Annotated in this window: 17 protein-coding genes; 8 read left to right on the top strand and 9 right to left on the bottom strand. The window is 74.4% G+C overall.

Annotated features, from left to right (window positions below):
• Nucleotides 1-31 precede the first annotated feature (31 nt).
• Nucleotides 32-412 (bottom strand): hypothetical protein, encoded by a 381-nt coding sequence (locus AC07FJ_RS26420; protein ID WP_479051780.1) that lies wholly within the window; start codon nucleotides 410-412, stop codon nucleotides 32-34.
• A 231-nt stretch (nucleotides 413-643) separates the two neighbouring features.
• On the opposite strand from AC07FJ_RS26420, the gene cds1 reads away from it, so the two are divergent.
• A complete protein-coding gene (gene cds1, locus AC07FJ_RS26425) occupies nucleotides 644-1,753 on the top strand; it encodes an L-cysteine desulfhydrase Cds1 (RefSeq protein ID WP_479051847.1) in 1,110 nt (369 codons plus the stop codon).
• A gap of 27 nt (nucleotides 1,754-1,780) precedes the next feature.
• Here cds1 and AC07FJ_RS26430 read toward each other — a convergent pair whose 3' ends face one another.
• Both AC07FJ_RS26430 and AC07FJ_RS26435 read right to left on the bottom strand, forming a co-directional pair.
• Entirely contained in the window at nucleotides 1,781-2,224 is a 444-nt protein-coding gene (locus AC07FJ_RS26430; RefSeq protein ID WP_479051781.1) for an SRPBCC family protein, read from the bottom strand.
• Between the two features lie 7 nt (nucleotides 2,225-2,231).
• The gene (locus AC07FJ_RS26435) at nucleotides 2,232-3,125 is read right to left on the bottom strand and encodes a DeoR/GlpR family DNA-binding transcription regulator (protein ID WP_479051783.1); all 894 of its coding nucleotides are present in this window, start codon (nucleotides 3,123-3,125) and stop codon (nucleotides 2,232-2,234) included.
• A gap of 304 nt (nucleotides 3,126-3,429) precedes the next feature.
• Here AC07FJ_RS26435 and AC07FJ_RS26440 point away from each other — a divergent pair, with 304 nt between their 5' ends.
• Complete coding sequence (locus AC07FJ_RS26440) at nucleotides 3,430-5,787, top strand: hypothetical protein (protein ID WP_479051784.1); 2,358 nt, start codon at nucleotides 3,430-3,432, stop codon at nucleotides 5,785-5,787.
• Here the strand turns inward: AC07FJ_RS26440 and AC07FJ_RS26445 are convergent.
• The 5 genes from AC07FJ_RS26445 to AC07FJ_RS26465 all read right to left on the bottom strand — a co-directional run bounded on the left by AC07FJ_RS26445 (nucleotide 5,757) and on the right by AC07FJ_RS26465 (nucleotide 11,987).
• Nucleotides 5,757-8,204 carry a right-handed parallel beta-helix repeat-containing protein gene (locus AC07FJ_RS26445; RefSeq protein ID WP_479051786.1) on the bottom strand — a complete coding sequence of 816 codons (2,448 nt, stop codon included), beginning with the start codon at nucleotides 8,202-8,204 and terminating at the stop codon, nucleotides 5,757-5,759. The genes AC07FJ_RS26440 and AC07FJ_RS26445 overlap by 31 nt on opposite strands.
• Nucleotides 8,205-8,403: 199 nt before the next feature.
• A complete protein-coding gene (locus AC07FJ_RS26450; protein WP_479051787.1) occupies nucleotides 8,404-9,012 on the bottom strand; it encodes an Rv1733c family protein in 609 nt (202 codons plus the stop codon).
• 117 nt (nucleotides 9,013-9,129) lie between these two features.
• Nucleotides 9,130-9,963, bottom strand: coding sequence for an MOSC domain-containing protein (locus AC07FJ_RS26455; protein ID WP_479051789.1), 834 nt, complete (start codon nucleotides 9,961-9,963; stop codon nucleotides 9,130-9,132).
• 37 nt (nucleotides 9,964-10,000) lie between these two features.
• Nucleotides 10,001-10,504, bottom strand: coding sequence for a DUF6643 family protein (locus AC07FJ_RS26460; RefSeq protein WP_468291839.1), 504 nt, complete (start codon nucleotides 10,502-10,504; stop codon nucleotides 10,001-10,003).
• 295 nt (nucleotides 10,505-10,799) lie between these two features.
• Nucleotides 10,800-11,987, bottom strand: a complete 1,188-nt coding sequence (locus AC07FJ_RS26465; RefSeq protein WP_479051790.1) for a glycosyltransferase — start codon at nucleotides 11,985-11,987, stop codon at nucleotides 10,800-10,802.
• A gap of 58 nt (nucleotides 11,988-12,045) precedes the next feature.
• Between AC07FJ_RS26465 and AC07FJ_RS26470 the strand changes: the two genes are divergently transcribed.
• Nucleotides 12,046-12,831 carry a glutamate racemase gene (locus AC07FJ_RS26470; protein ID WP_479051791.1) on the top strand — a complete coding sequence of 262 codons (786 nt, stop codon included), beginning with the start codon at nucleotides 12,046-12,048 and terminating at the stop codon, nucleotides 12,829-12,831.
• A 115-nt stretch (nucleotides 12,832-12,946) separates the two neighbouring features.
• Nucleotides 12,947-13,537 carry a hypothetical protein gene (locus AC07FJ_RS26475; protein WP_479051792.1) on the top strand — a complete coding sequence of 197 codons (591 nt, stop codon included), beginning with the start codon at nucleotides 12,947-12,949 and terminating at the stop codon, nucleotides 13,535-13,537.
• Here the strand turns inward: AC07FJ_RS26475 and AC07FJ_RS26480 are convergent.
• On the bottom strand, nucleotides 13,458-14,750 hold the full coding sequence (locus AC07FJ_RS26480; RefSeq protein ID WP_479051793.1) for an O-antigen ligase family protein: 1,293 nt from the start codon (nucleotides 14,748-14,750) through the stop codon (nucleotides 13,458-13,460). The two genes, AC07FJ_RS26475 and AC07FJ_RS26480, sit on opposite strands and share 80 nt — an antisense overlap.
• A gap of 215 nt (nucleotides 14,751-14,965) precedes the next feature.
• Here AC07FJ_RS26480 and lnt point away from each other — a divergent pair, with 215 nt between their 5' ends.
• The 4 genes from lnt (at nucleotide 14,966) to AC07FJ_RS26500 (ending at nucleotide 19,939) form a co-directional block, all read left to right on the top strand.
• Complete coding sequence (gene lnt, locus AC07FJ_RS26485; RefSeq protein ID WP_479051794.1) at nucleotides 14,966-16,573, top strand: apolipoprotein N-acyltransferase; 1,608 nt, start codon at nucleotides 14,966-14,968, stop codon at nucleotides 16,571-16,573.
• A gap of 30 nt (nucleotides 16,574-16,603) precedes the next feature.
• A complete protein-coding gene (locus tag AC07FJ_RS26490) occupies nucleotides 16,604-17,083 on the top strand; it encodes an NUDIX hydrolase (RefSeq protein WP_479051795.1) in 480 nt (159 codons plus the stop codon).
• Nucleotides 17,084-17,143: 60 nt separating this feature from the next.
• Entirely contained in the window at nucleotides 17,144-17,941 is a 798-nt protein-coding gene (locus AC07FJ_RS26495; protein ID WP_479051796.1) for a 3-hydroxybutyrate dehydrogenase, read from the top strand.
• A 69-nt stretch (nucleotides 17,942-18,010) separates the two neighbouring features.
• Nucleotides 18,011-19,939 carry a helix-turn-helix domain-containing protein gene (locus tag AC07FJ_RS26500; RefSeq protein WP_479051797.1) on the top strand — a complete coding sequence of 643 codons (1,929 nt, stop codon included), beginning with the start codon at nucleotides 18,011-18,013 and terminating at the stop codon, nucleotides 19,937-19,939.
• Nucleotides 19,940-20,004: the final 65 nt, after the last annotated feature.

The raw sequence follows: 20,004 nt of genomic DNA on the forward strand, positions 1-20,004 counted from the left end.
CCGCTCAACGGCCGGTTCGGTCCCCGGCTCGTTACCCGGCTCGGTCCTTGGCCCGGTCCGCGGCCCGGTCCTTGGCGGGGCCCTCGCCCCGGTCCTTCGCTGTGCCCGCCGTGCGGACCGCCTCCAGGAAGCACCCGGCCATGTTCGTGGGTCCGCCCGGCCCGCGGCCGCGTCGTCCCATCGTCAGCCGGTAGCGATGGCCGTTGAGCGTCGCCACGGTCGCGTCACCGCGCCCCGCGAACCACGGCCTGCCCGCCCGGACCGCGCGCACGGGCGCACTGTCGATCACCCGCCCGCAGCTGGTGAGCAGGGCCAGCCTGCCGTCCTCGATCAGGACCTCGCCCGCCGTCGTCAGCGAACGCGGCCACCGCTCGATCCGTACGCCCGTGGCACTGAAATCAGGCCCAGCCATGACTGTCCCGCCCCCTTCGTGCGGCTTGTCGGTCCGGTCAGTCTGCACAAGTACCCGCGTGTACACCAGGGCGCGTCGGCCGGCCGTTCCCCAAGCCGGTCCTATGGAGCATCAAAGTGAACGTTTGCGCAGGTGAGGGGGGTATGTTCACAGAGAGACGGCAGTGGAGACAGTTGAGGAGCGCGACGCGTGGGCACTGGTGAGCAGGCCGGGACGACAGGGGCCGCCGGGATGAACCGACCGGCGCCCACCCTCGACGTGGACCGGAGCGATCCGGACTACCGCGCATGGCTGAAGGACGCCGTACGCAAGGTCCAGGCCGACGCCACCCGGTCCGCCGACACGCACCTGCTGCGCTTCCCGCTGCCCGAGCGCTGGGGGATCGACCTCTACCTGAAGGACGAGTCCACCCACCCCACCGGCAGCCTCAAGCACCGCCTGGCGCGTTCGCTCTTCCTCTACGGGCTGTGCAACGGCTGGATCCGCCCCGACAAGCCCCTCATCGAGGCGTCCAGCGGTTCGACGGCCGTCTCCGAGGCGTACTTCGCGAGCCTCGTCGGCGTGCCGTTCATCGCCGTCATGCCGCGTACCACCAGCCCCGAGAAGATCCGGCTCATCGAATTCCAGGGCGCCCAGTGCCACTTCGTCGACGACTCGCGCATGATGTACGAGGAGGCGGCGGCCCTCGCCGCCCGGACCGGCGGCCACTACATGGACCAGTTCACGTACGCGGAGCGCGCCACCGACTGGCGCGGCAACAACAACATCGCGGAGTCGATCTACCAGCAGCTGCGCCTGGAGCGCTATCCGGAACCGGCGTGGATCGTCGCCACGGCGGGCACGGGCGGCACGTCGGCGACCATCGCCCGCTACGTGCGCTACATGCAGTACGACACCCGCATCTGCGTCCCCGACCCGGAGAACTCCTGCTTCTTCGAAGGGTGGACCACCGGCAACGCGCAGGCCGCCAGTGACTGCGGCTCCCGCATCGAGGGCATCGGCCGCCCCCGGATGGAGCCGAGCTTCGTCCCCGGCGCCATCGACCGGATGATGAAGGTGCCGGACGCGGCGAGCGTCGCCGCCGTACGGGCGCTGGAGAACGCCATCGGCCGCAAGGCGGGCGGCTCCACCGGAACGGGCCTCTGGAGCGCGTTGAAGATCGTCGCCGAGATGGTGGCGCAGGGCCGCACCGGCAGCGTCGTCACGCTCATCTGCGACCCCGGCGAGCGCTATCTGGACAAGTACTACTCCGACGACTGGCTGGCCGAACAGGGCCTGGACATCGCCCCGTACAGCGCCGCCATCGACGAGTTCCTGCGCAGCGGATCCTGGCCCGAGTAGACGCCGAAGGGCCCTGGACCCGTCCGCTCAGCGGGCTTCGAGCAGCCCGGCCAGGGTGCGTCCGAAGACCAGCCGCCCGGCGCGCGCCAGCAGCCCGTCGCAGGCGCGCGGCAGGCCCCGTACGCGCAGCTCCTCGGTCCACGTCACACGCGTGCGGCCGCCCGTGGTCGGGTGGACGGCGATCTCCGCCCACCCGGTGACCACCCGTCCGCGCTTCTCCAGGCGGCACACGCCCACCGTCCGGCCGGGGGCCGGAGGCTCCCAGCGCACGACCTCCATCGGGTCGTCGAACCCGAACCGTCCGATCCCGGTACGCGCGTTGATCCGGCCGCCCCTCCGCGTCGGCCCGTCCGGCACCGGGGCCACCCGGGTCAACGGCACGCGGGCTCCGTGCGCCGGCCAGTCCGTCACCCGCCGCCACGCCTCGGCGGCGTCCAGCGGCGCCCATCGCTCGATCCGGAAAACGGCCACCCTCGGATCAGCCCTCGCCCGTGCCAGAGCCCGTGCCAGAGCCCGTGTCCGCGCCCCTGTCCGGGCCGGTGTCGCCGGTGTCCCCGCCCGCCACGATCAGGCCCGGCAGGTGTTCCGCCATCTCCGCCCGCGCCTCGGCCGACAGGCCCGCGTCCGTCACCAGGTGGTCGACCTCGTCCAGGCGCGCGAAGGAACTCAGGCCCACCGTGCCCCACTTGGTGTGGTCGGCGACCACCACCACCCGCCGTGCGGAACGGACGAGACGACGGTTGGTCTCCGCCTCCGCGAGGTTCGGCGTGGACAGGCCCCCCTCCACCGAGATGCCGTGCACCCCGAGGAACAGCACGTCGAAGTGGAGCGAACGGATGGCCTGATCGGCCACCGGCCCGACCAGCGAGTCCGACGGCGTACGGACCCCGCCGGTGAGCACCACCGTCGCCGCGCCCGGCCGGGGCGCTCCGGCGCCCGACGCCGTGCCCTGCGCCGCGTGGAACACATCCGCCACCCGCACCGAGTTGGTCACCACCGTCAGGTCCGGCACCTCCAGCAGATGCTGCGCCAGCACGTACGTCGTGGTCCCGCCCGACAGGGCGATCGCGCTGCCCGGCGCCACCATCGCGGCGGCCGCCCGCGCGATGTCCTCCTTCGCGCTCCGCTCCAGCGCCGACTTCGCCTCGAAGCCCGGCTCGTGCGTGCTGGCCTCGGCCACCGGCACCGCCCCGCCGTGCACCTTCGCGATGACGCCCTGTCGGGCCAGCGCGTCCAGGTCGCGGCGGACCGTCATGTCCGACACGTTGAGCCTGCGGGTGAGTTCGTTGACCCGCACACCGCCGCGCCGCCGCACCTCGTCCAGGATCAAGGCGCGCCGCTGCTCCGCGAGGAGGTTCTGGTTGTCGCTCACCGCAGGGGCCGGTCCTTCCACGTCGTCGACACGCTCGCCAGGGATCCCTCATCCTGCCACGCGCCGCACGGCGCGGTACGGCGGGGAGATTGCGTGAATGAGCCGTACACATCGCCGCGCCCATGGACGATTCTTGTCAAGCGCCCCCACTCCGCCTCCGTCCCGTGCCCATCTCGCCCCGCCCCCTCCGCCCCGCCCCCTCCGCCCCATCCCCCCTCGGCCCCATTCCCCCTCGACCCCATTCCCTTACGCCCCGCCCCTTTCCACCCCGCCCCCTCCGCCCCGCAGAGAGCGAGCCGCCGAAGTGCACCCAGCCACCACGGAGCCCGCCGGCCCCGGAGCCGCGCTCGAACTCCTCGTCCACGGCGTCGGCGGCACCACGCCCGAGGAGATGCTCGACGACCCCCGTACCGTACGGGTGACCGGCGACAACACCGCCGCCATCTTCCGCCGCACCGCCGACCGGGACGCCGAGAAGGAGCCCGAACGCTTCCGCCACGGCCCGGTCCAGGAGGCGTACTGCTGGTGCAACCTCACCTCCGGCAACGGATCGCGCGCCCTGTGGCTGCTGCTCCTGCCGTTCATGGTGGTCAACCTCGCGCACTGGATGCGGCCCCCGGCCGAAGGGCGGCCCGCCGCCGTCCGGCTCTACGGCGTGCTCGTACGGCTCGTCGCACTCAGCCTCACCGTGCTGCTCACCGCCGCCGCCTGCGAGGTCGCGCTGGACCTGACGGCCTGGCAGTGCGCGGGCTCCGCCCGCTGCGCCGACGGACGGTCCTGGCTCGGGTTCCTGTCCGTCACGGGCGGCGGCTGGTGGTCGCAGCCCGGCCGCCGCCTCGCGCTCGCCGCACTGGTCCCCGCCGCGCTCGTCGGACTCCTGTGGTACCTGTCCAACCGCACCTGGAGCGCGTACGAGGCCCAACGCCCGCCCCGCGGCGAGCAGGACGGCGACGGCACGGCGGCCGACCGGCAGCCGCGCCCCGCCCTCGGCCGCCCCGGCTTCTGGTACGGACGGCGCCTCGTCGCCCGTCTGCGCGCCGCCCACACCGCCGCCGGGTTCCTCACCATCGCCGCCGCCGTCGGCGGCGCGGCGGCCCGCTACGACCGCGGCGCGGCCGGCACCACGCGCGAGCTGCTCGGCTGGGCCCTGGAAGGCGCCCTGCTGCTCGGCGCGGTGGTCGTGACATGGGTGGTGTGCCGCCGCGGGCGCAGCGAGAAGCGGCTCGACAACCGGCTCGACCGCGCCCTCGTCAGCTGGCTGCCCGGCTCCTCCCTCGCCCTGCTCGCCCTCGCGATGGCGTACGCCGCCTGGTCCCGCCCCGCGTGGCGCTCCGCGCGCACCCTCCCCGGAGACCTGGCCTTCAGCGTCATCACCCTCGCCCAGGGCGTCCTCGTCCTGGCCCTCGCCGCCGTCGCCCTGCGGCTCCACCGCCGCGCCCCGCACACGCGTACCGTGCTGTACGGGCTCGGCGGCCCCACCGTCGCCATGCTCGCGTGCGCGCTCGGCGGCGTGATGAGCGGCGGGATCGCGCAGCGCGTCGCCGACTGGCTCGACGGTCCCGCCACCCCCGGAACCGGAAAGGGCCCCATCGTGGGCCCGCCGGTGCTGCTCAGCTGGCAGGCCTCGGTCATCCCCGTGCTGCTGCTCCTGCTGCTGATCCCCGCCCTCGTCCTCGCCGTCCGCACCGCGCTCACCGCCCGCCGTCTCGGGCCCGTGGTGGAGGCGGAGTACGAGGGCGAGAAACCCGACCCCGTCCGCACCCGGCGCATCGCCGCCGTCCGCGCGGGGGCGGCGCTCACCGACTCGGCGCCCGGCATCGTCGGCATCCTCTCCGGTGCCACCCTGCTGCTCGGCGCGGTCGCCCTCGTCGGGTCGCGCGCGAGCGGAACGGTGCCCGGCAAGGCCTTCGCGGGGACGCACCCCCTCGTCGAGAGCGTGGCCGAGGCCGCGCAGGCGCTCGGCTCCTGGCTGATCGGGTTCGGCTTCATACTGTTCGTCACCTGGGGCCGGCGCGCCTACCGGGACGCCTCCGCGCGGCGCACCATCGGCATCCTGTGGGACGTCGGCACGTTCTGGCCGCGCGCCGCCCATCCGTTCGCGCCGCCCTGCTACGCCGAGCGGGCCGTCCCGGACCTGGCCTGGCGGATGTCGTCCTGGACCGGCCGCACCGGCGGGCGCCTGGTCATCTCCGGCCACTCCCAGGGCAGCGTGCTCGCGGCGGCGGCCGTCTGGCAGCTCCCGGCGGGGACCCGCCGCCGCGTCGCCCTGCTCACGTACGGGTCCCCCCTGGAGCGGCTGTACGGACGGTGGTTCCCGGCCTACTTCGGTCCGGTCCCGCTGGCCGCCCTCCACCGCGAGGTGCACTGCTGGCGCAACCTGTGGCGCCGTACCGACCCGATCGGCGGCCCGGTGAACCTCCCCGCCGAGGGCGACAAGCCCGAGGTCGACCACAAGGCGCTGCGCGACCCGGTCGTGTACGGGCGCACCCCCGAACACCCGCTGCCCGAGCCCGTCCTGGGCCACGGCGACTACCGGGCGGACCCCGTCTTCGCCAAGGAGCGCGCCGTCCTGCTCGACCGGCTCCCGCCCGCCCTGCCGCTGCCCGTGCCGCAGCAGCGCGCGGACGAGGCTCAGGGCATGTCCGGGATGTCCTCCGGATAGAGCAGGGTCAGGTCGTCGGTGCTCGTCTCGGCGAGCGCCGCGACCCGGCCCGCGTGCCGCTCGACCATCGACTCGAACGTCTGCCGTGCGGTACGGCCGTTGCCGAAGGCGGGTCCCTTCGGCAACTCCGTGAAGTACTTCAGCAGCGCCTCACCCGTGCCCGCGCCCAGGCGGTACTCGTGCTCCTCGGCCTGCTGCCCGACGATCCGCACCAGCTCGTCGGGCTCGTAGTCCTGGAAGGTGATCGTCCGTGAGAACCGTGACGCCACCCCGGGGTTGACGGTGAGGAACCGCTCCATCTCGGCGGTGTAGCCGGCGACGATCACCACGACCGCCTCCCGGTGGTCCTCCATCAGCTTCACCAGGGTGTCGATCGCCTCGCGCCCGAAGTCCCGCCCCGAGTCCTCGGGGGAGAGCGCGTACGCCTCGTCGATGAAGAGCACCCCGCCCCGCGCCCGGTCGAACGCCTCCTGGGTGCGGATCGCGGTGGAACCGATGTGCTCGCCCACCAGGTCCACCCGCGACACCTCGACGAGATGACCGCGCTCCAGCACCCCGAGGGAGGCCAGGATCTCGCCGTACAGGCGGGCGACCGTGGTCTTGCCCGTGCCGGGGGAGCCGGTGAAGACCAGATGGCGGCGTACGGAGGCGGCCTTGAGCCCCGCCTCCTGGCGCTTCCTGCCGACCTCGATCATGTTGATGAGGGTGCGGACCTCCCGCTTGACGCTGTCCAGCCCCACCAGCGCGTCCAGTTCGCCGAGGACGTCCTGCGCGCCCCGTACGGGCGGGTCGGGCGTCACCGGGACGACCGCCGCCGCGACGGGGGCCGGGGCCCGTTCCGGAAGGGCGGGGAGCTGCGCCGGTACCGTGCCCAGCAGACCGCCCGCGGGCGCCTGCGCCGCCGTCCGCACGGTGCCGTGCGCGGCGCCCTCCGGTGCCGTGCGGACGACGCCGCTCTCGTCGCTCGTGCACTCCTCCATGACGGGGCCGTCCTCGCCGGACTCGTACCCTCCGCGCGCGCACCGCTCCGTACGGCACCGGCGCAGCGTCGTGCGGCAGCCGTCCATGACGTGGAAGCCGTACCCTCCGCTGCCCGTCACCCGGCAGCCGTGGAAGGTGCCGCGGCCCTCCGCCGAGACGTAGAAACCCGCCTCGGCGGGGGAGGTGACCGTGCACCGCTCGACCGTCGGATCGGCGCCCTTGGTGACGATGACCCCGGTCTGCACGGCGTCGATGGTGCAGCCGCTGAGCGTGCCGCCGCTGCCGTGGTCCCGGAACCAGGCGCCGGTCGACGCCTCCCGGATGCGGCAGTCGTCCAACTGCGCGATGGCGCCGTCGCTGACCGACACCGCCGTGTTGCGCACCTGCGACAGGTCGCTGTCGACGACGTCCACGCGCGAGCCGCGGTCGAGGACGAAGAGGGCGTCCGGTACGTCGCGCACACGGCACCCGTCGAGGACGGCGGCCGCGCCGTCGGAGACCCACACCGCCGGGTAGTCGCCGGTGCTGTCGTGGATCTCGCACTGGTTGGCGTCCACGCGGGTGCCCGGGTCCCACACGGACAGGCCGTTGCGGCCGAACCGCCGCACCGTCGAGCGGGTCAGCGTCAGCACGGCGCGCGACCGCAGATCGACGGCGTTCTCCGGGACGTCGTGGATGTCGCAGTCGGAGAGGGTGAGCGCGGCGTCCGTGTCCAGGGTGATGCCGTCGGCCGTGGTGCGGTGCACCGAGGAGTCCGTCAGGTGCGCGACGGCCCGCGCGGTCACCTGGACGCCGCTGCCCCTGATCTCGTACACCTCGCAGCCGATCGCCTCCAGGCCGCTGCCCTCCCCGGTCACGGACACGCCCGCGCCGGAGGCGTGGTGGATCCGGCACCGCTCCAGACGCGGATGCGCGCCGCCGCGTACCGAGACGCCCGCCTGCCCGGCCGCGACCACCTCGCAGTCCTCGAAGACGCCGCCCGCGCCGTCCAGTACGCCGATGCCGACGCCCGCCGGGTTGTCGACGGTGCAGCGCCGTACGGTGGGCCGCGCGGCGCCGCGCACCTCGACCCCCGAGGCCGAACGGGTCACGATCCGCAGGTCCGAGAGCTCCGGCGTACCGTCCTCGATGAGCAGGGCGGGCGCCGAGCTGTCCTGCCCCTCCACCTGCAGGTCCTGCACGGTCGCGGAGGCCCGTACGGTCAGCGGTACGCCGTCGGCCGGGGCGATCCGCACGGAGCCGGACGCGCCGTCGGCGCCGCGCAGGGTGACCGCGCGGCGCAGGACCAGGTTCTCCCGGTACGTACCGGGGGCGATGGTCAGGACGTCGCCGTCCGCGGCGGCCTCCAGGGCCGCGGCGAGGGAGGCGTACTCGCCCGTGCGGCGCCGCCACCGCGATGTGCCGGTGTGCGTCACCTGGACCGTGCCCTGTGCCATGGTGCTGCTGAGCCCCCCACCTCGTCGTGCGTCGCTGCGAAACGGTCGCACCACCGTAGCGCGCGTGGCGAGGGCGAGTTGACCGGTCGGGCGGCTCGGCGTCGCCCGCGTGGTGCCCGGCCGGGGGCCCGGTCGCACTCGGCTGCGGGTCGGCCGGTCTCGGCCTCCTGAGACTCCCCTGGGCGGCTCCTCGCGTCCTTCAGCTGTCCGCGCCCGTCCGGCCCCAGTCCGGACCCGTCCTGGCCCACTCCTGGTCCAGGCGCGCGTACCGCCGCCGCGTCAACCGCCCGACGACGGCTCTGCGGGCCACTTCCACCAGGCCGGCGAACCCGACGGCGACACCGATGCCGGCCAGTACGGCGTGGTCGCGGACCGTGTCCGCGTCCATGGGCCGGTCCACTGGGCGGCCTCGGTCGTCGACCCAGATGCGCAGGGTGTCGCCCGGCTCCACGGTGTGCCGGGCGGCCGTCACGATCCCGGTCCGTACCGTGCCGTCCTGCGCGGTCCAACGCGCCGCCACCGGCTCGCGCAGCCGGTGCTCGGCGGATGCCTCCGGGGCGCGCGGTGACCCCTCGTGCCCCTGGGCGGGGCCCATCACCTCGGCCGTGACCGGGTGGCGCTGTTCGTGTTGGATCCGCGCCGTCCGTTGGAGGGAGGCTTCGGTCGCCGCGCCGGAGGCCCAGCCCACGGCGGGAGCGACCAGACAGATCAGCAGCAGGGCGGCGAAGGCGGTCCACGCCTCCGCGAGATCGGTGGTCCGGCGCAGGGGGTTGTGCCGCCAGCGCCAGAGCCCGAGGACGGTGTGCAACGGGCCAGCACCCCCTTTCCGTGTCCGTCAACGCGCGTACGGACCTCCCGGGTTCCCGTGACACCACCGCCCATGCGCACCGTTCCGGCCTCTTCGGGCCCCGAGCGGCCGCTGTCCCTAGCTGCGCTCGAGGATCTGCACCCGGTCCCCGGTACGGAGGGTGCCGGTGTTCTCCGGGACGAGGTTCTGGCCGAAGACCATCCGCTTGCCGAAGAGGCGGTGCCGGGCGAGGGTGCGCAGCGGTTCCTTGCCGCGCTGTGCCGTGCGCTGGTCGGTGGTGGTCACGATGCAGCGGCCGCACGGCTTGGCGACGCGGAAGGAGACCTCGCCGATCGCGATCCGCGTCCAGTGGTCCTCGTCCCAGGCCTCGGTGCCGTCGACGACGACGTTCGGCCGGAAACGCTCCATGGGCAGAGGGCCCTCGTCCGGGTGGTCGCCTTGCGCGATGAGCGAGTTGAGGGCGTCCAGCGAGGCGGTGGTGGCGACCAGCAGGGGGTAGCCGTCGGCGAAGCTGACCGTCTCGCCGGGCAGTGCGTAGTCCGGGTCGATGGGGCGGCGGTGCGCGGGCTCGTCCATGTACGTCAGCCGCACCTCGTCGCCGAGGTAGTCGCCGAACCAGGCGTCGGCGGTGGGGCCGGCCGGTACGGCCTCCACCTTCGTGCCGAAGACGTCCGCGGTGACCGTTCCCGCCGACCCGGACGGTATGGCGACGGTGAGCGGCTCGCACCCCGGGGCGGACAGCCGGAGCGCCCCGTCCGCGAGCCGCTCGGCCCGGGCCAACGCCAGCCGCGCGTGACGGCGTTGGGTGACCGCCTTCCCCGAGGTGTCGATCAGCATCCAGCGGCGGTCCCCGGCGAGCCCCCACGGCTCCACCACCGCCTCGGCGGGGGTGCACCCGCCGAGTGACTTGACCGGGTGGATGTGCAGGGAGCGCAGTACAGGAGTGGGCATGGCCTCATCCTGCCAGTCGCCCCGGGCGCCGGGTCGGTCAGTAGCCCCCGCCCTGGTAGGGGCGGTTGTACGGGTCGTCGTACGGAGCGGGCTGGACGGGCACCGGAGCGGGGCGCGGCGCCGCCGGGCGCATCGCCTCGTAGCCGGTGGCGACCGGCCGCGCGTACGGGGCGGCCTGCGGCGCGGGGTAGCCGCGCGGCGCCGTCGCCTGCTGGGGGATGTACGGCGCGGGCGCCTGGTGCAGCGGCGTGGGCTGCGGCATCTGCGCCTGGACGGGCTGCGGGTACGGCTGCGACTGCGGTTGCGGGTAACCGTAGGAGCCGCCGTAGGAAGGACCGGGCTGGGAGGGGGCTGCCGGGAGGGCGGGCAGTGCCGAGGGAAGGGCCGGCAGGTGGCTGCTGCCGGTGTCGTACGCGGCGGGCACTCGGATCGGGGCGATCTGAGGCGTGCCCCGCTCTGCGACCAGGGAGTCGTAGATGGGGGTGTCCGGGAACGACGGCACGCCGTAGTAAGCGCCGCCGTAGGAACGGGGGGAGGTCATGGCACATAAGTTAAGCCCACGATGTGCTTAGTGGGGAGCCCGGTAAGAGGGTTGTTTTACGTGTACTGAGCGGCCACCGGGACCCAATGCGATCGAACGTGGGGAAATAGGGCGTCTCTTCTGCTAAAGCCCGTGCTGAGGAGTGCTAAAGCCCGTGCTGAGGAGGGGGTTACCGGTGGTCCAACCGCCCTTGTTTTCGATGGTTGCTACATAAAACCCCTGAGGTGGTCCGGGGTTCGGAGCGGTGATCGACGCGGAAACGACGGCGGGTCGGGCCTGGCGGGCATGTCCATGATTAGGCGCGCGAATGTCCCGTCCGCGGACGCGGATAGGTGCGGCCCTTCCAGGACGCCCCGCGCCCCCGGTAGTGCTGCACCGCCGAGTCGACCGTCATGCACAGATAGAGCAGCGCCGTGAACGGCAGCAGGAAGGCCGACCACAGCGACTGGCGGTAGTAGCGGAGCATCGGGATGTACGTACCCGTCATCACCGCCCACGCGCCGGCGCCCAGCAGCCCGGCCGCGGTGTCGCCCCCGAACAGCCCCGCGGCGAGCGCGGCGGGCGGCGCCGCGTACACCAGCAGCAGCCCGCCCACCGTGCCGGCCAGGAGCAGCGGGTTGTGCCGGAGCTGGGCGTACGCGCTGCGCGACACCATCCGCCACAGGCTGCCGAGCCCCGGGTACGGACGGATGCTGTCCACCCGCTCGGCGAGCCCCAGCCACAGCCGGCCGCCCGCCCTCCGCACCGCACGCGCCAGTGACACGTCGTCGATGACCGCGTGCCGGATCGACTCCGGCACGCGCGCCCGGTCCGCCATTTCCGTTCGCAGCAGTACGCAGCCCCCCGCCGCGGCGGCCGTCCGCGCACCGTCCTTGTTGACCCGGCGGAAGGGATAGAGCTGCGCGAAGAAGTAGACGAACGCCGGCACCACCAGCCGCTCCCAGCCGCTCGCCACCCGCAGCCGGGCCATCTGTGAGACGAGGTCGATGGACCGCGTGGTGGCGGCGGCCACCAGCTCGCGGAGGCTGTCGGGCTCGTGCGCGATGTCCGCGTCCGTCAGCAGCAGGTACTCGGGCGCCGGCCACGCCTCGCTCGCGCGTGCCACCGCGATGCCGTGCCGCACGGCCCACAGCTTCCCGGTCCAGCCGGCCTCCGGCGGACCCGGTGACGCCACCGTCAGCGGCAGCCCCCCGTACCGTACGGACAGCGCGCGGGCGAGGTCGCCCGTACCGTCCTTGCTGCCGTCGTCGACGAGGACGATCCACGCGGGTCCCGGGTAGTCCTGGACCAGGAGCGAGGGCAGGCTCACCGGGAGCACCTCGGCCTCGTCCCGGGCCGGCACCACGACGGCGACGGACGGCCAGCGGGCGGGGGCCTCGCGGCGGGGCAGGCGCTGATCCGTCCGCCAGAAGAAGCCCTGCCCGAGCAACAGCCAGCCCCACGCCGCCAACGACCCCAGCGCGATCCACGCAATGGTGCTCATTCGTCGCAGTCTGCCCCACAATGGCGGGAGCGCAAGGGCCGTCGGCTAGGGTGACCGGGTGAAGATCGCGCTCATGGACTCCGGAATCGGCCTGCTGCCGGCGGCGGCCGCCGTGCGTCGGCTGCGGCCGGACGCGGATCTGGTCCTCTCCTCGGACCCCGACGGGATGCCCTGGGGGCCGCACACGCCGGACTACCTCGTGGAGCACGCGCTCGCCGTCGCCCGGGCGGCCGCCGCGCACCGGCCCGACGCGCTCATCGTGGCCTGCAACACCGCCTCCGTACACGCCCTGCCGGCGCTGCGCGCCGAGCTGGAGCCCGGGATCCCCGTCATCGGAACCGTCCCCGCCATCAAGCCCGCCGCGGCCGGCGGAGGCCCGGTGGCGATCTGGGCGACCCCCGCCACCACCGGCAGCCCCTATCAGCGCGGGCTCATCCGCGACTTCGCCGACTCCGTCGACGTCACGGAGGTGCCGTGCCCCGGGCTCGCCGACGCCGTGCAGCACGCCGACGAGGACGCCATCGACCGGGCCATCGCGGCGGCGGCCGCCCTCACGCCCGACGACGTAAGGGCCGTCGTCCTGGGCTGCACCCATTACGAACTGCTCGCCGAGCGCATCCGCGCCGCCGTCCAGCCGGCCGGCCTGCCGCCCGTCGCCCTGTACGGCTCCGCCGACGCGGTCGCCGCCCAGGCGTTGCGCCGCATCGGAGCCGACCCGGACCCGACCGCCACGCCCAGCACCTCCCTGGAGGTGCTGCTCAGCGGCCGCCCCTCCGAGCTGCCGGAGGCGGCGCTCACGTACGCCGAAGGCCGCGTACTGGCCGCCGTCACGCCCGCTCGCTGAGGCGCACCGCCGAGCCGCCCGGGGGGTCCGAGGGGGCGGCCCGTCGAGCCGCCCCGGGGCTCCGGGGGCGCCCGTCGAGGGGCCGCGAACGCGGAACGTCAGTACGCTGCTACGCATGAGGGACCACCCCCGCAGCCAGCCGTCCCCTCCGACGGACCCGGTGTCCGAGGTCTGGACGGGGCGCGCGACCAACCGCGGCCAGTGGCTCCTCGCCGCCGCGGGCGCGGCCTGCGTGGCCCTCGGCGTCGAGCTGGCCGTCGAATCCCCGTGGACCTCGGGCGTCGCGGCGCTGCTGATGGCGGTGATCGGCTGTGTCGCGGCCGGCCTGCTGGTGCTCTTCGGGACGCTCGCCTTCGTCCACGTCGAGCTCACCGTCGACCACGACGCCCTCGAAGTGCGCTGCGGCCACATGGGCCTGCCGCGCCGCCGCATCCCGCTGAAGCACGTGGTGTGCGCCGAGTTCGCCCCGTCCGTCACCCCGCGCCAGTGGGGCGGCTGGGGCTACCGCTGGCGCCCGGAGAAGGGCACGGCCGTGGTGGTGCGCCGGGGCGAGGCGCTGGTCCTCACCCTGGGGGACGGACGCAGCTTCACGGTGACGGTCGACGACGCGGAGGGCGCGGTCCGCTTCATCCGCCGCCGCCTGCCCCTCCACCACCGGGAGAGCCGGCGTGAGAGCCGCCGCGAGGAGCACCCTGAGAACCTCTGAGGCTGCCGCCCCCCGGTACCGTCGCCGGGGCGTGTGCCGTCGCCAGGCCGGCCAGCAGGCCGGCGGCCGTCGTCACCGGGGTGAAGCTCAGCGCGCTGCCGACGGCCGCGAAGGCGGCCAGCGCCGTGAGCGCGGCGGCGGCGGACAGGGCGACCGGCGTCGGGCGGGGTGAGCGCCACAGGCCGTACAGCAGCCAGCCGCACAGCGCCGCCAGCAGGACCACGCCGACCAGCCCCTGCTCGGCCGCCTGCTGGAGCGGCGCGGAGTGCGGCTTGCCGTCCGAGCGCGGCGACTGCTGGGCCGTCGTACTCAGAGCGCCGAAACGGCCCGGCCCCACCCCCACGAGCGGATCCGTCCGGGCGACACCGACCGCGTCGCGCCACACCTGTGTCCGGTACGAGGTCAGTGGGCCCTCCACAGAGGCGGCCGGCCCCGCCGGAACGGCGCCGGCGGCCACCGCCCACGGCATCCCGGCGAGCACCCCCGCGGCCAGGGCCAGCGCCGCCAGCGCGGGCAGCCGCCTCCGTATCCGTACCGCCGCCAGCGAGAGCAGCAGCACCAGCAGCCCCGCGACGCCTCCGGCCATCGACCCCAGCGCGAAGGCGGCGCAGGCCACCCCCAGGGCCAGCAGCCGCAGGACCAGGCGGGGTACCGGGCGCCGGGCCGCCACGGCGGCGCAGCAGGCGAAGCCCACGGCCAGCGCCGCCAGCGCGGCGTACGCGCCGGTGCTCCCGGGCGGAACCGGGCCGACGGCCGTCGCGCCCGGCAGCGCGGGCCACGTCGCGAGGACCAGGCCCACGACGCCCAGCGCCGCACCCGCGGCGGCGGCCACCGGCAGCAGCGCCCCGGCGATCCGGCCGCACGCGTACCCCGCCGCGACGGCGAGCACCGCGAGCAGCACCCCCTCGGGGCGCGCGTCCCGCCCGGCCGCGCTGATCAGCGCCGCGACGGCGCAGGCACCGAGCAGGGCGGCACCGACGACGTCCGAGCCCCTGCGGACCTCCGCGACCTGCTCGTACGCGCTTCCGACCTGCTCGGACGCGCTTCCTGGAGCGCCGTCCGCGACGTGCTCCGAAGCCGGGTCCGCGACACGCACCGGGACCACTCGCTTCGAGACGGCCCGCTTCGGGACCATCCGGTGTGAGGCCACCCGGTTCCAGGCCACCTGGCGCAAGACCGTCCCCCGGTACCGGTCCGCGACCGGCTTCGACACGGCAAACATCCCCGTCAACCCCCCCGAAAGTGACGGGCCCCCTGGTGAGAGGGGTCCGTTGCTCACCGTAGGGCACATGGACCGAGATGTGGAGAGCCTGTGCAGAAACGATGAGGCAGGCGGTGAGAGGGACGGCGCGGGAGGCGGTGAGGTGGCGAGGGGGGTCGCCCTGACCGGTTTCCCGTCCCTCCAGGGCGCCGCCGTAGACTCCGCTCGTGAGCGCCACCATGACCCCCGTCGACGACGCACCTCCGCCCGCGGCCGCCGAGGAGCGGCGGAGCACCCGGCTCCTGCGGCAGCTGCCGAGAACCGGGGCGGCGGCGCTCTCCGGCGTCCTGCTGTACCTCAGCTTCCCGCCGCGCCCCCTGTGGTGGCTCGCCGTGCCCGGGTTCGCCCTGCTCGGATGGGCGCTGCGCGGCCGGCGCCTGAGGGCCGGTTTCGGTCTCGGTTACCTCGCCGGACTGGGCTTCCTCCTGCCGCTCCTGGTGTGGACGGGCGAGGAGGTCGGCGCCGTGCCCTGGCTCGCGCTCGTCGCCGTCGAATCGCTCTTCCTGGCGGCCGTCGGCCTGCTCACCGCCGCCGTCTCGCGGCTTCCCGCGTGGCCGGTGTTCGCCGCCGCCGTGTGGGTCCTGGGCGAGGCGGCACGCGCGCGCGTCCCCTTCGGCGGCTTCCCCTGGGGGAAGATCGCCTTCGGCCAGGCGGACGGCCTGTTCCTGCCGCTCGCCGCCGTCGGCGGTACGCCCGTCCTCGGCTTCGCCGTCGCCCTGTGCGGTTTCGGCCTCTACGAGGCGGCCCGCGCCCTGCGTGCCTACCGGAGCACCGGCGCCCTGCCGCGCGGCCCGCTCGCCGCGGCCCTGCTCTCCGTGCTCGTCCCCGTCACCTCGGCCCTCGCCGCGCAGCCGCTCGTCTCCGACGCGGCCGAGGACGGCACCGCGACCGTCGCCGCCGTCCAGGGCAACGTGCCGCGCCTGGGCCTGGACTTCAACGCCCAGCGCCGCCAGGTCCTCGACAACCACGTCCACCGCACCGAGCAGCTCGCCGCGGACGTCGCGGCCGGCAAGGCCGCCAAGCCGGACTTCGTCCTGTGGCCGGAGAACTCCTCCGACCTCGACCCGTACCGCAACGGCGACGCCCACGACGCGATCGACCGCGCCGCCAAGGCCATCGGCGTCCCCATCGTCGTCGGCGCCGTCCTCACGCCCGAGACAGGGCCGCTGCGCAACACGCTCATCGCGTGGGACCCGCGGCGCGGCCCGGTCGACACGTACGACAAGAGGCACGTGCAGCCGTTCGGCGAGTACATCCCCATGCGGTCCTTCGTGCGGATCTTCAACAGCGACGTCGACCGCGTCAGCCGGGACTTCGGGCCGGGCCACGAGGTCGGTGTCTTCGACCTCGCAGGGACCAAGGTGGGGCTGGCGACGTGTTACGAGGCGGCGTTCGACTGGGCGGTACGGGACACCGTCACGCACGGCGCCCGGCTCATCAGCGTGCCCAGCAACAACGCCACCTTCGGGCGCAGCGAGATGACCTACCAGCAGCTCGCCATGTCGCGCGTGCGGGCCGTCGAGCACAGCCGCGCGGTGGTCGTGCCCGTCACCAGCGGCGTCAGCGCGATCATCCGGCCGGACGGGACCATCGTCCGGGAGTCCCGGATGTTCACCCCGGACGCCCTGGTCGCCGAGGTACCGCTGCGGTCCTCCCTGACCCCCGCCACCCGCCTCGGCACCCTCCCGGAGGCCGCCCTGGTGGCGATCGCCGCGGCCGGGCTCGGCTGGGCCGCCGCCCGGGCACGGCGTCCCCGCCGTTCGGCCGTGGCCTGAGGCCCGGGGCATGGGCCTAAGGTCAGGGGCATGGCAACCCCTGACTTCATCCGGGCCCTGCGGGCCACCGCCGGCCACCAGCTGCTCTTCCTGCCGGGCGTCACCGCCGTCGTCCTCGACGACCTGGGACGGGTCCTGCTGGCCAGACGGGCGGACAACCACCGGTGGTCGCTGGTCGGAGGGATCCCGGAGCCGGGGGAGCAGCCGGCCGTCGCCGCCGTACGGGAGGTGTACGAGGAGACCGCCGTGGAGTGCGTGGTGGAGCGGGTCGTCCTGGTGGAGGCGCAGCGGGAGCCGGTGACGTACCCCAACGGCGATCAGTGCCAGTTCATGGACACGACCTTCCGCTGCCGGGCCGTCGGCGGGGAGGCGCGCGTCAACGACGACGAGTCGCTGGAGGTGGGCTGGTTCCCGCTCGACGCGCTGCCGGCACTGCGGGAGGGAGAGCCGTTCCGGATCAAGCAGGCCCTCACGGACGACCCCACATGGTTCGCCACCACGGCTCCGTAAAGCGAAGTGTGGAGCCGGACCACATACGTCGCTGACGTCCGGCTTCATAGGGTGCCGAGCATGACCGCACCCCACCCCCTCGTCACCCCCCTCGACCTCGGCGGCCGCACCGCACTCGTCACCGGCGCCGCGGGCGGCATCGGCCGGGCCTGCGCGCTCCGGCTGGCGGCCGCCGGGGCCAAGGTCAGGGCCGTCGACCGGGACGCCGACGGCCTCGCCGCGCTGGCCGCGCTGGCCGACGCGACGCCCGGCCTGCCCGGCGCGGTCGCCCCGCACCTCCTGGACCTCACCGACCTCGACGCCGCCGAAGAGGCCGCCGCCGGCACCGACATCCTGGTCAACAACGCAGGCCTGCAGCGCGTGAGCCCGCTGGAGGACTTCCCGCCGGACGTCTTCCACACCGTCCTCACCGTGATGCTGGAAGCACCCTTCCGCCTGATCAGGGGCGCGCTGCCGCACATGTACGGGCAGGGGTGGGGCCGCATCGTCAACATCTCCTCCGTCCACGGGCTGCGCGCCTCCGCCTACAAGTCGGCTTATGTGGCGGCCAAACACGGCCTGGAGGGGCTCTCCAAGACCGCCGCCCTGGAAGGCGCCCCGCACGGAGTCACCTCCAACTGCGTCAGCCCCGGCTATGTGCGCACCCCGCTCGTCGAGGCGCAGATCGCCGACCAGGCCGCCGCGCACGGTGTCCCGCGCGAGCGCGTCCTCACCGACGTACTGCTGAAGGACTCGGCGCTCAAGCGGCTCATCGAGCCCGAGGAGGTCGCCGAGGCCGTCGCGTATCTCTGCGCACCACAGGCCTCCTTCGTCACCGGCACCTCACTCGTCCTCGACGGCGGCTGGACCGCGCACTGAGCCCCGTGCCGCGCCCGGCGTTGTCCACAGGGCTGGTGCGCTCACCCGTACGGCAGGAATCCTGTGACCATGTCCGACGACCAGCCCGACCTGCCCCATCAGCCTCATCACCCCGAGCGACTCGGCGAGCCCGCACAGCTCGCCTACTTGGAGCTCCTCGCCCGTGGCGCGGCCGGGGAGGCCTACGACCGCCCCGTGCTGCTCGCCCGCGCAGACGGGGCGGACCCCGAGGCGCTGACCGCGCTGGAGCGGGCCAAGCAGCTCGCGCTGCGCGTGCGCGCGGAGCTGGAGGGCCGGCGGCGCCGGGAGGCCGAGCTGTCCGCGCTCTTCGAGACCGCGCACGACCTCGCCGGGCTGCGCGACCTCGACGCGGTGCTGCGGGCCATCGTGCAGCGCGCCCGGTCCCTGCTCGGCACCGAGGTCGCCTACCTCAGCCTCAACGACCCGGCCGCCGGGGACACCTACATGCGGGTCACGGAGGGCTCGGTGTCCGCGCGCTTCCAGCAACTACGGCTCGGCATGGGGGAGGGCCTCGGCGGGCTCGTGGCCCAGACCGCCCGCCCGTACGTGACGGAGAGCTACTTCGACGACGACCGGTTCCGCCACACCCGTGCCATCGACTCCGGAGTACGGGACGAAGGGCTCGTCGCCATCCTCGGCGTGCCGCTGATGCTGGGCAGCCAGGTCATCGGCGTACTGTTCGCCGCCGACCGCCGGGCCCGGGTCTTCGAGCGCGAACAGATCGCCCTGCTCGGCTCGTTCGCCGCCCACGCCGCCGTCGCCATCGACACCGCCAACCTCCTCGCCGAGACCCGGACCGCGCTGGCCGAGCTGGAGCGGGCCAACGCGATCATCCGCGCCCACAGCGGCGTCATCGAACGTGCCTCGGACGTCCACGACCGGCTCACCGAGCTGGTGCTGCGCGGCGGCGGAGTGCAGGACGTCGCCGCCGCTCTCGCCGAGGTGCTGGGCGGGACCGTGGAGTTCGCCGAAGGCCCGCTCCCGGCGGCGCACGGCGACGGCCATGCCGTACGGCACGGCGACGACTGGGTGGCGGCCGTCTCAGCGGGCGGCGAGGTGTTCGGCGCGCTCGTCGTGCACGGCCACCCGCACCTCGACCCGGTCGACCGGCGCACCCTGGAACGGGCCGCGATGGTCACCTCCCTGCTGCTGCTCGCCCGCCGCTCGGCCGGCGAGGCGGAGCAGCGGGTACGCGGCGAACTCCTCGACGACCTGCTGGACGCGCCCGACCGCGACCGGCGGCTGCTCAAGGAGCGCGCCGCCCGCCTGCGTACCGACTTCGACGCCCCGCACGCCGTGCTGGCCGCCCGGATCGACCGGCCCGCGCCCGGCAGCGTGGAACGGGACGGCGCCGACCGGCAGCGCCTGTGGTCGGCCGCCTCACACCTGGCCGCGACCCGGCACGGACTGGCCTCCGCGCGGGACGGCGGCACGGTCCTGCTGCTGCCGCTCGGCCCCGACGACACCGCCGCCGACCTCGCCCGGCAGGTGGCCAAGCACCTCGGCGGCACCCTGCGCGAACCGGTCACCGTCGGCGCCTCCTCACCCGTCGACGCGCCCGCCACCCGGCCGGGCGCGATATCCGCCGCGTACGCCGAGGCCCGCCGCTGCCTGGAGGCCCTGCGGCTGCTCGGCCGCTCAGGAGAAGGCGCCGCGGCGCAGGACCTCGGCTTCCTGGGGCTGCTGCTCGCCGACACGCGCGACATCGCCGGGTTCGTCACCCGCACGATCGGCCAGGTCATCGCGTACGACCGGCGCCGCGGCACCGACCTGGTCCGCACCCTCGACGCGTACTTCGCCAGCGGGATGAGCCCGGCCCGCACGAAGGACGCGCTCCACGTCCACGTCAACACGGTGGCGCAGCGCCTCGACCGGATCGGCTGTCTCCTCGGCCCGGACTGGCAGTCCCCGTCCCGTGCGCTGGAGATCCAGCTGGCGCTGCGGCTCCACTCGATGTCGGCCGCGGTCACCCACTGACACGGCCGTCGCCCACCGAAACGGCCGGTGACCAACCATCACGGCCGGCCACCGAAACGGCCGGC

Source organism: Streptomyces sp. NPDC045998 (genome assembly GCF_056430285.1).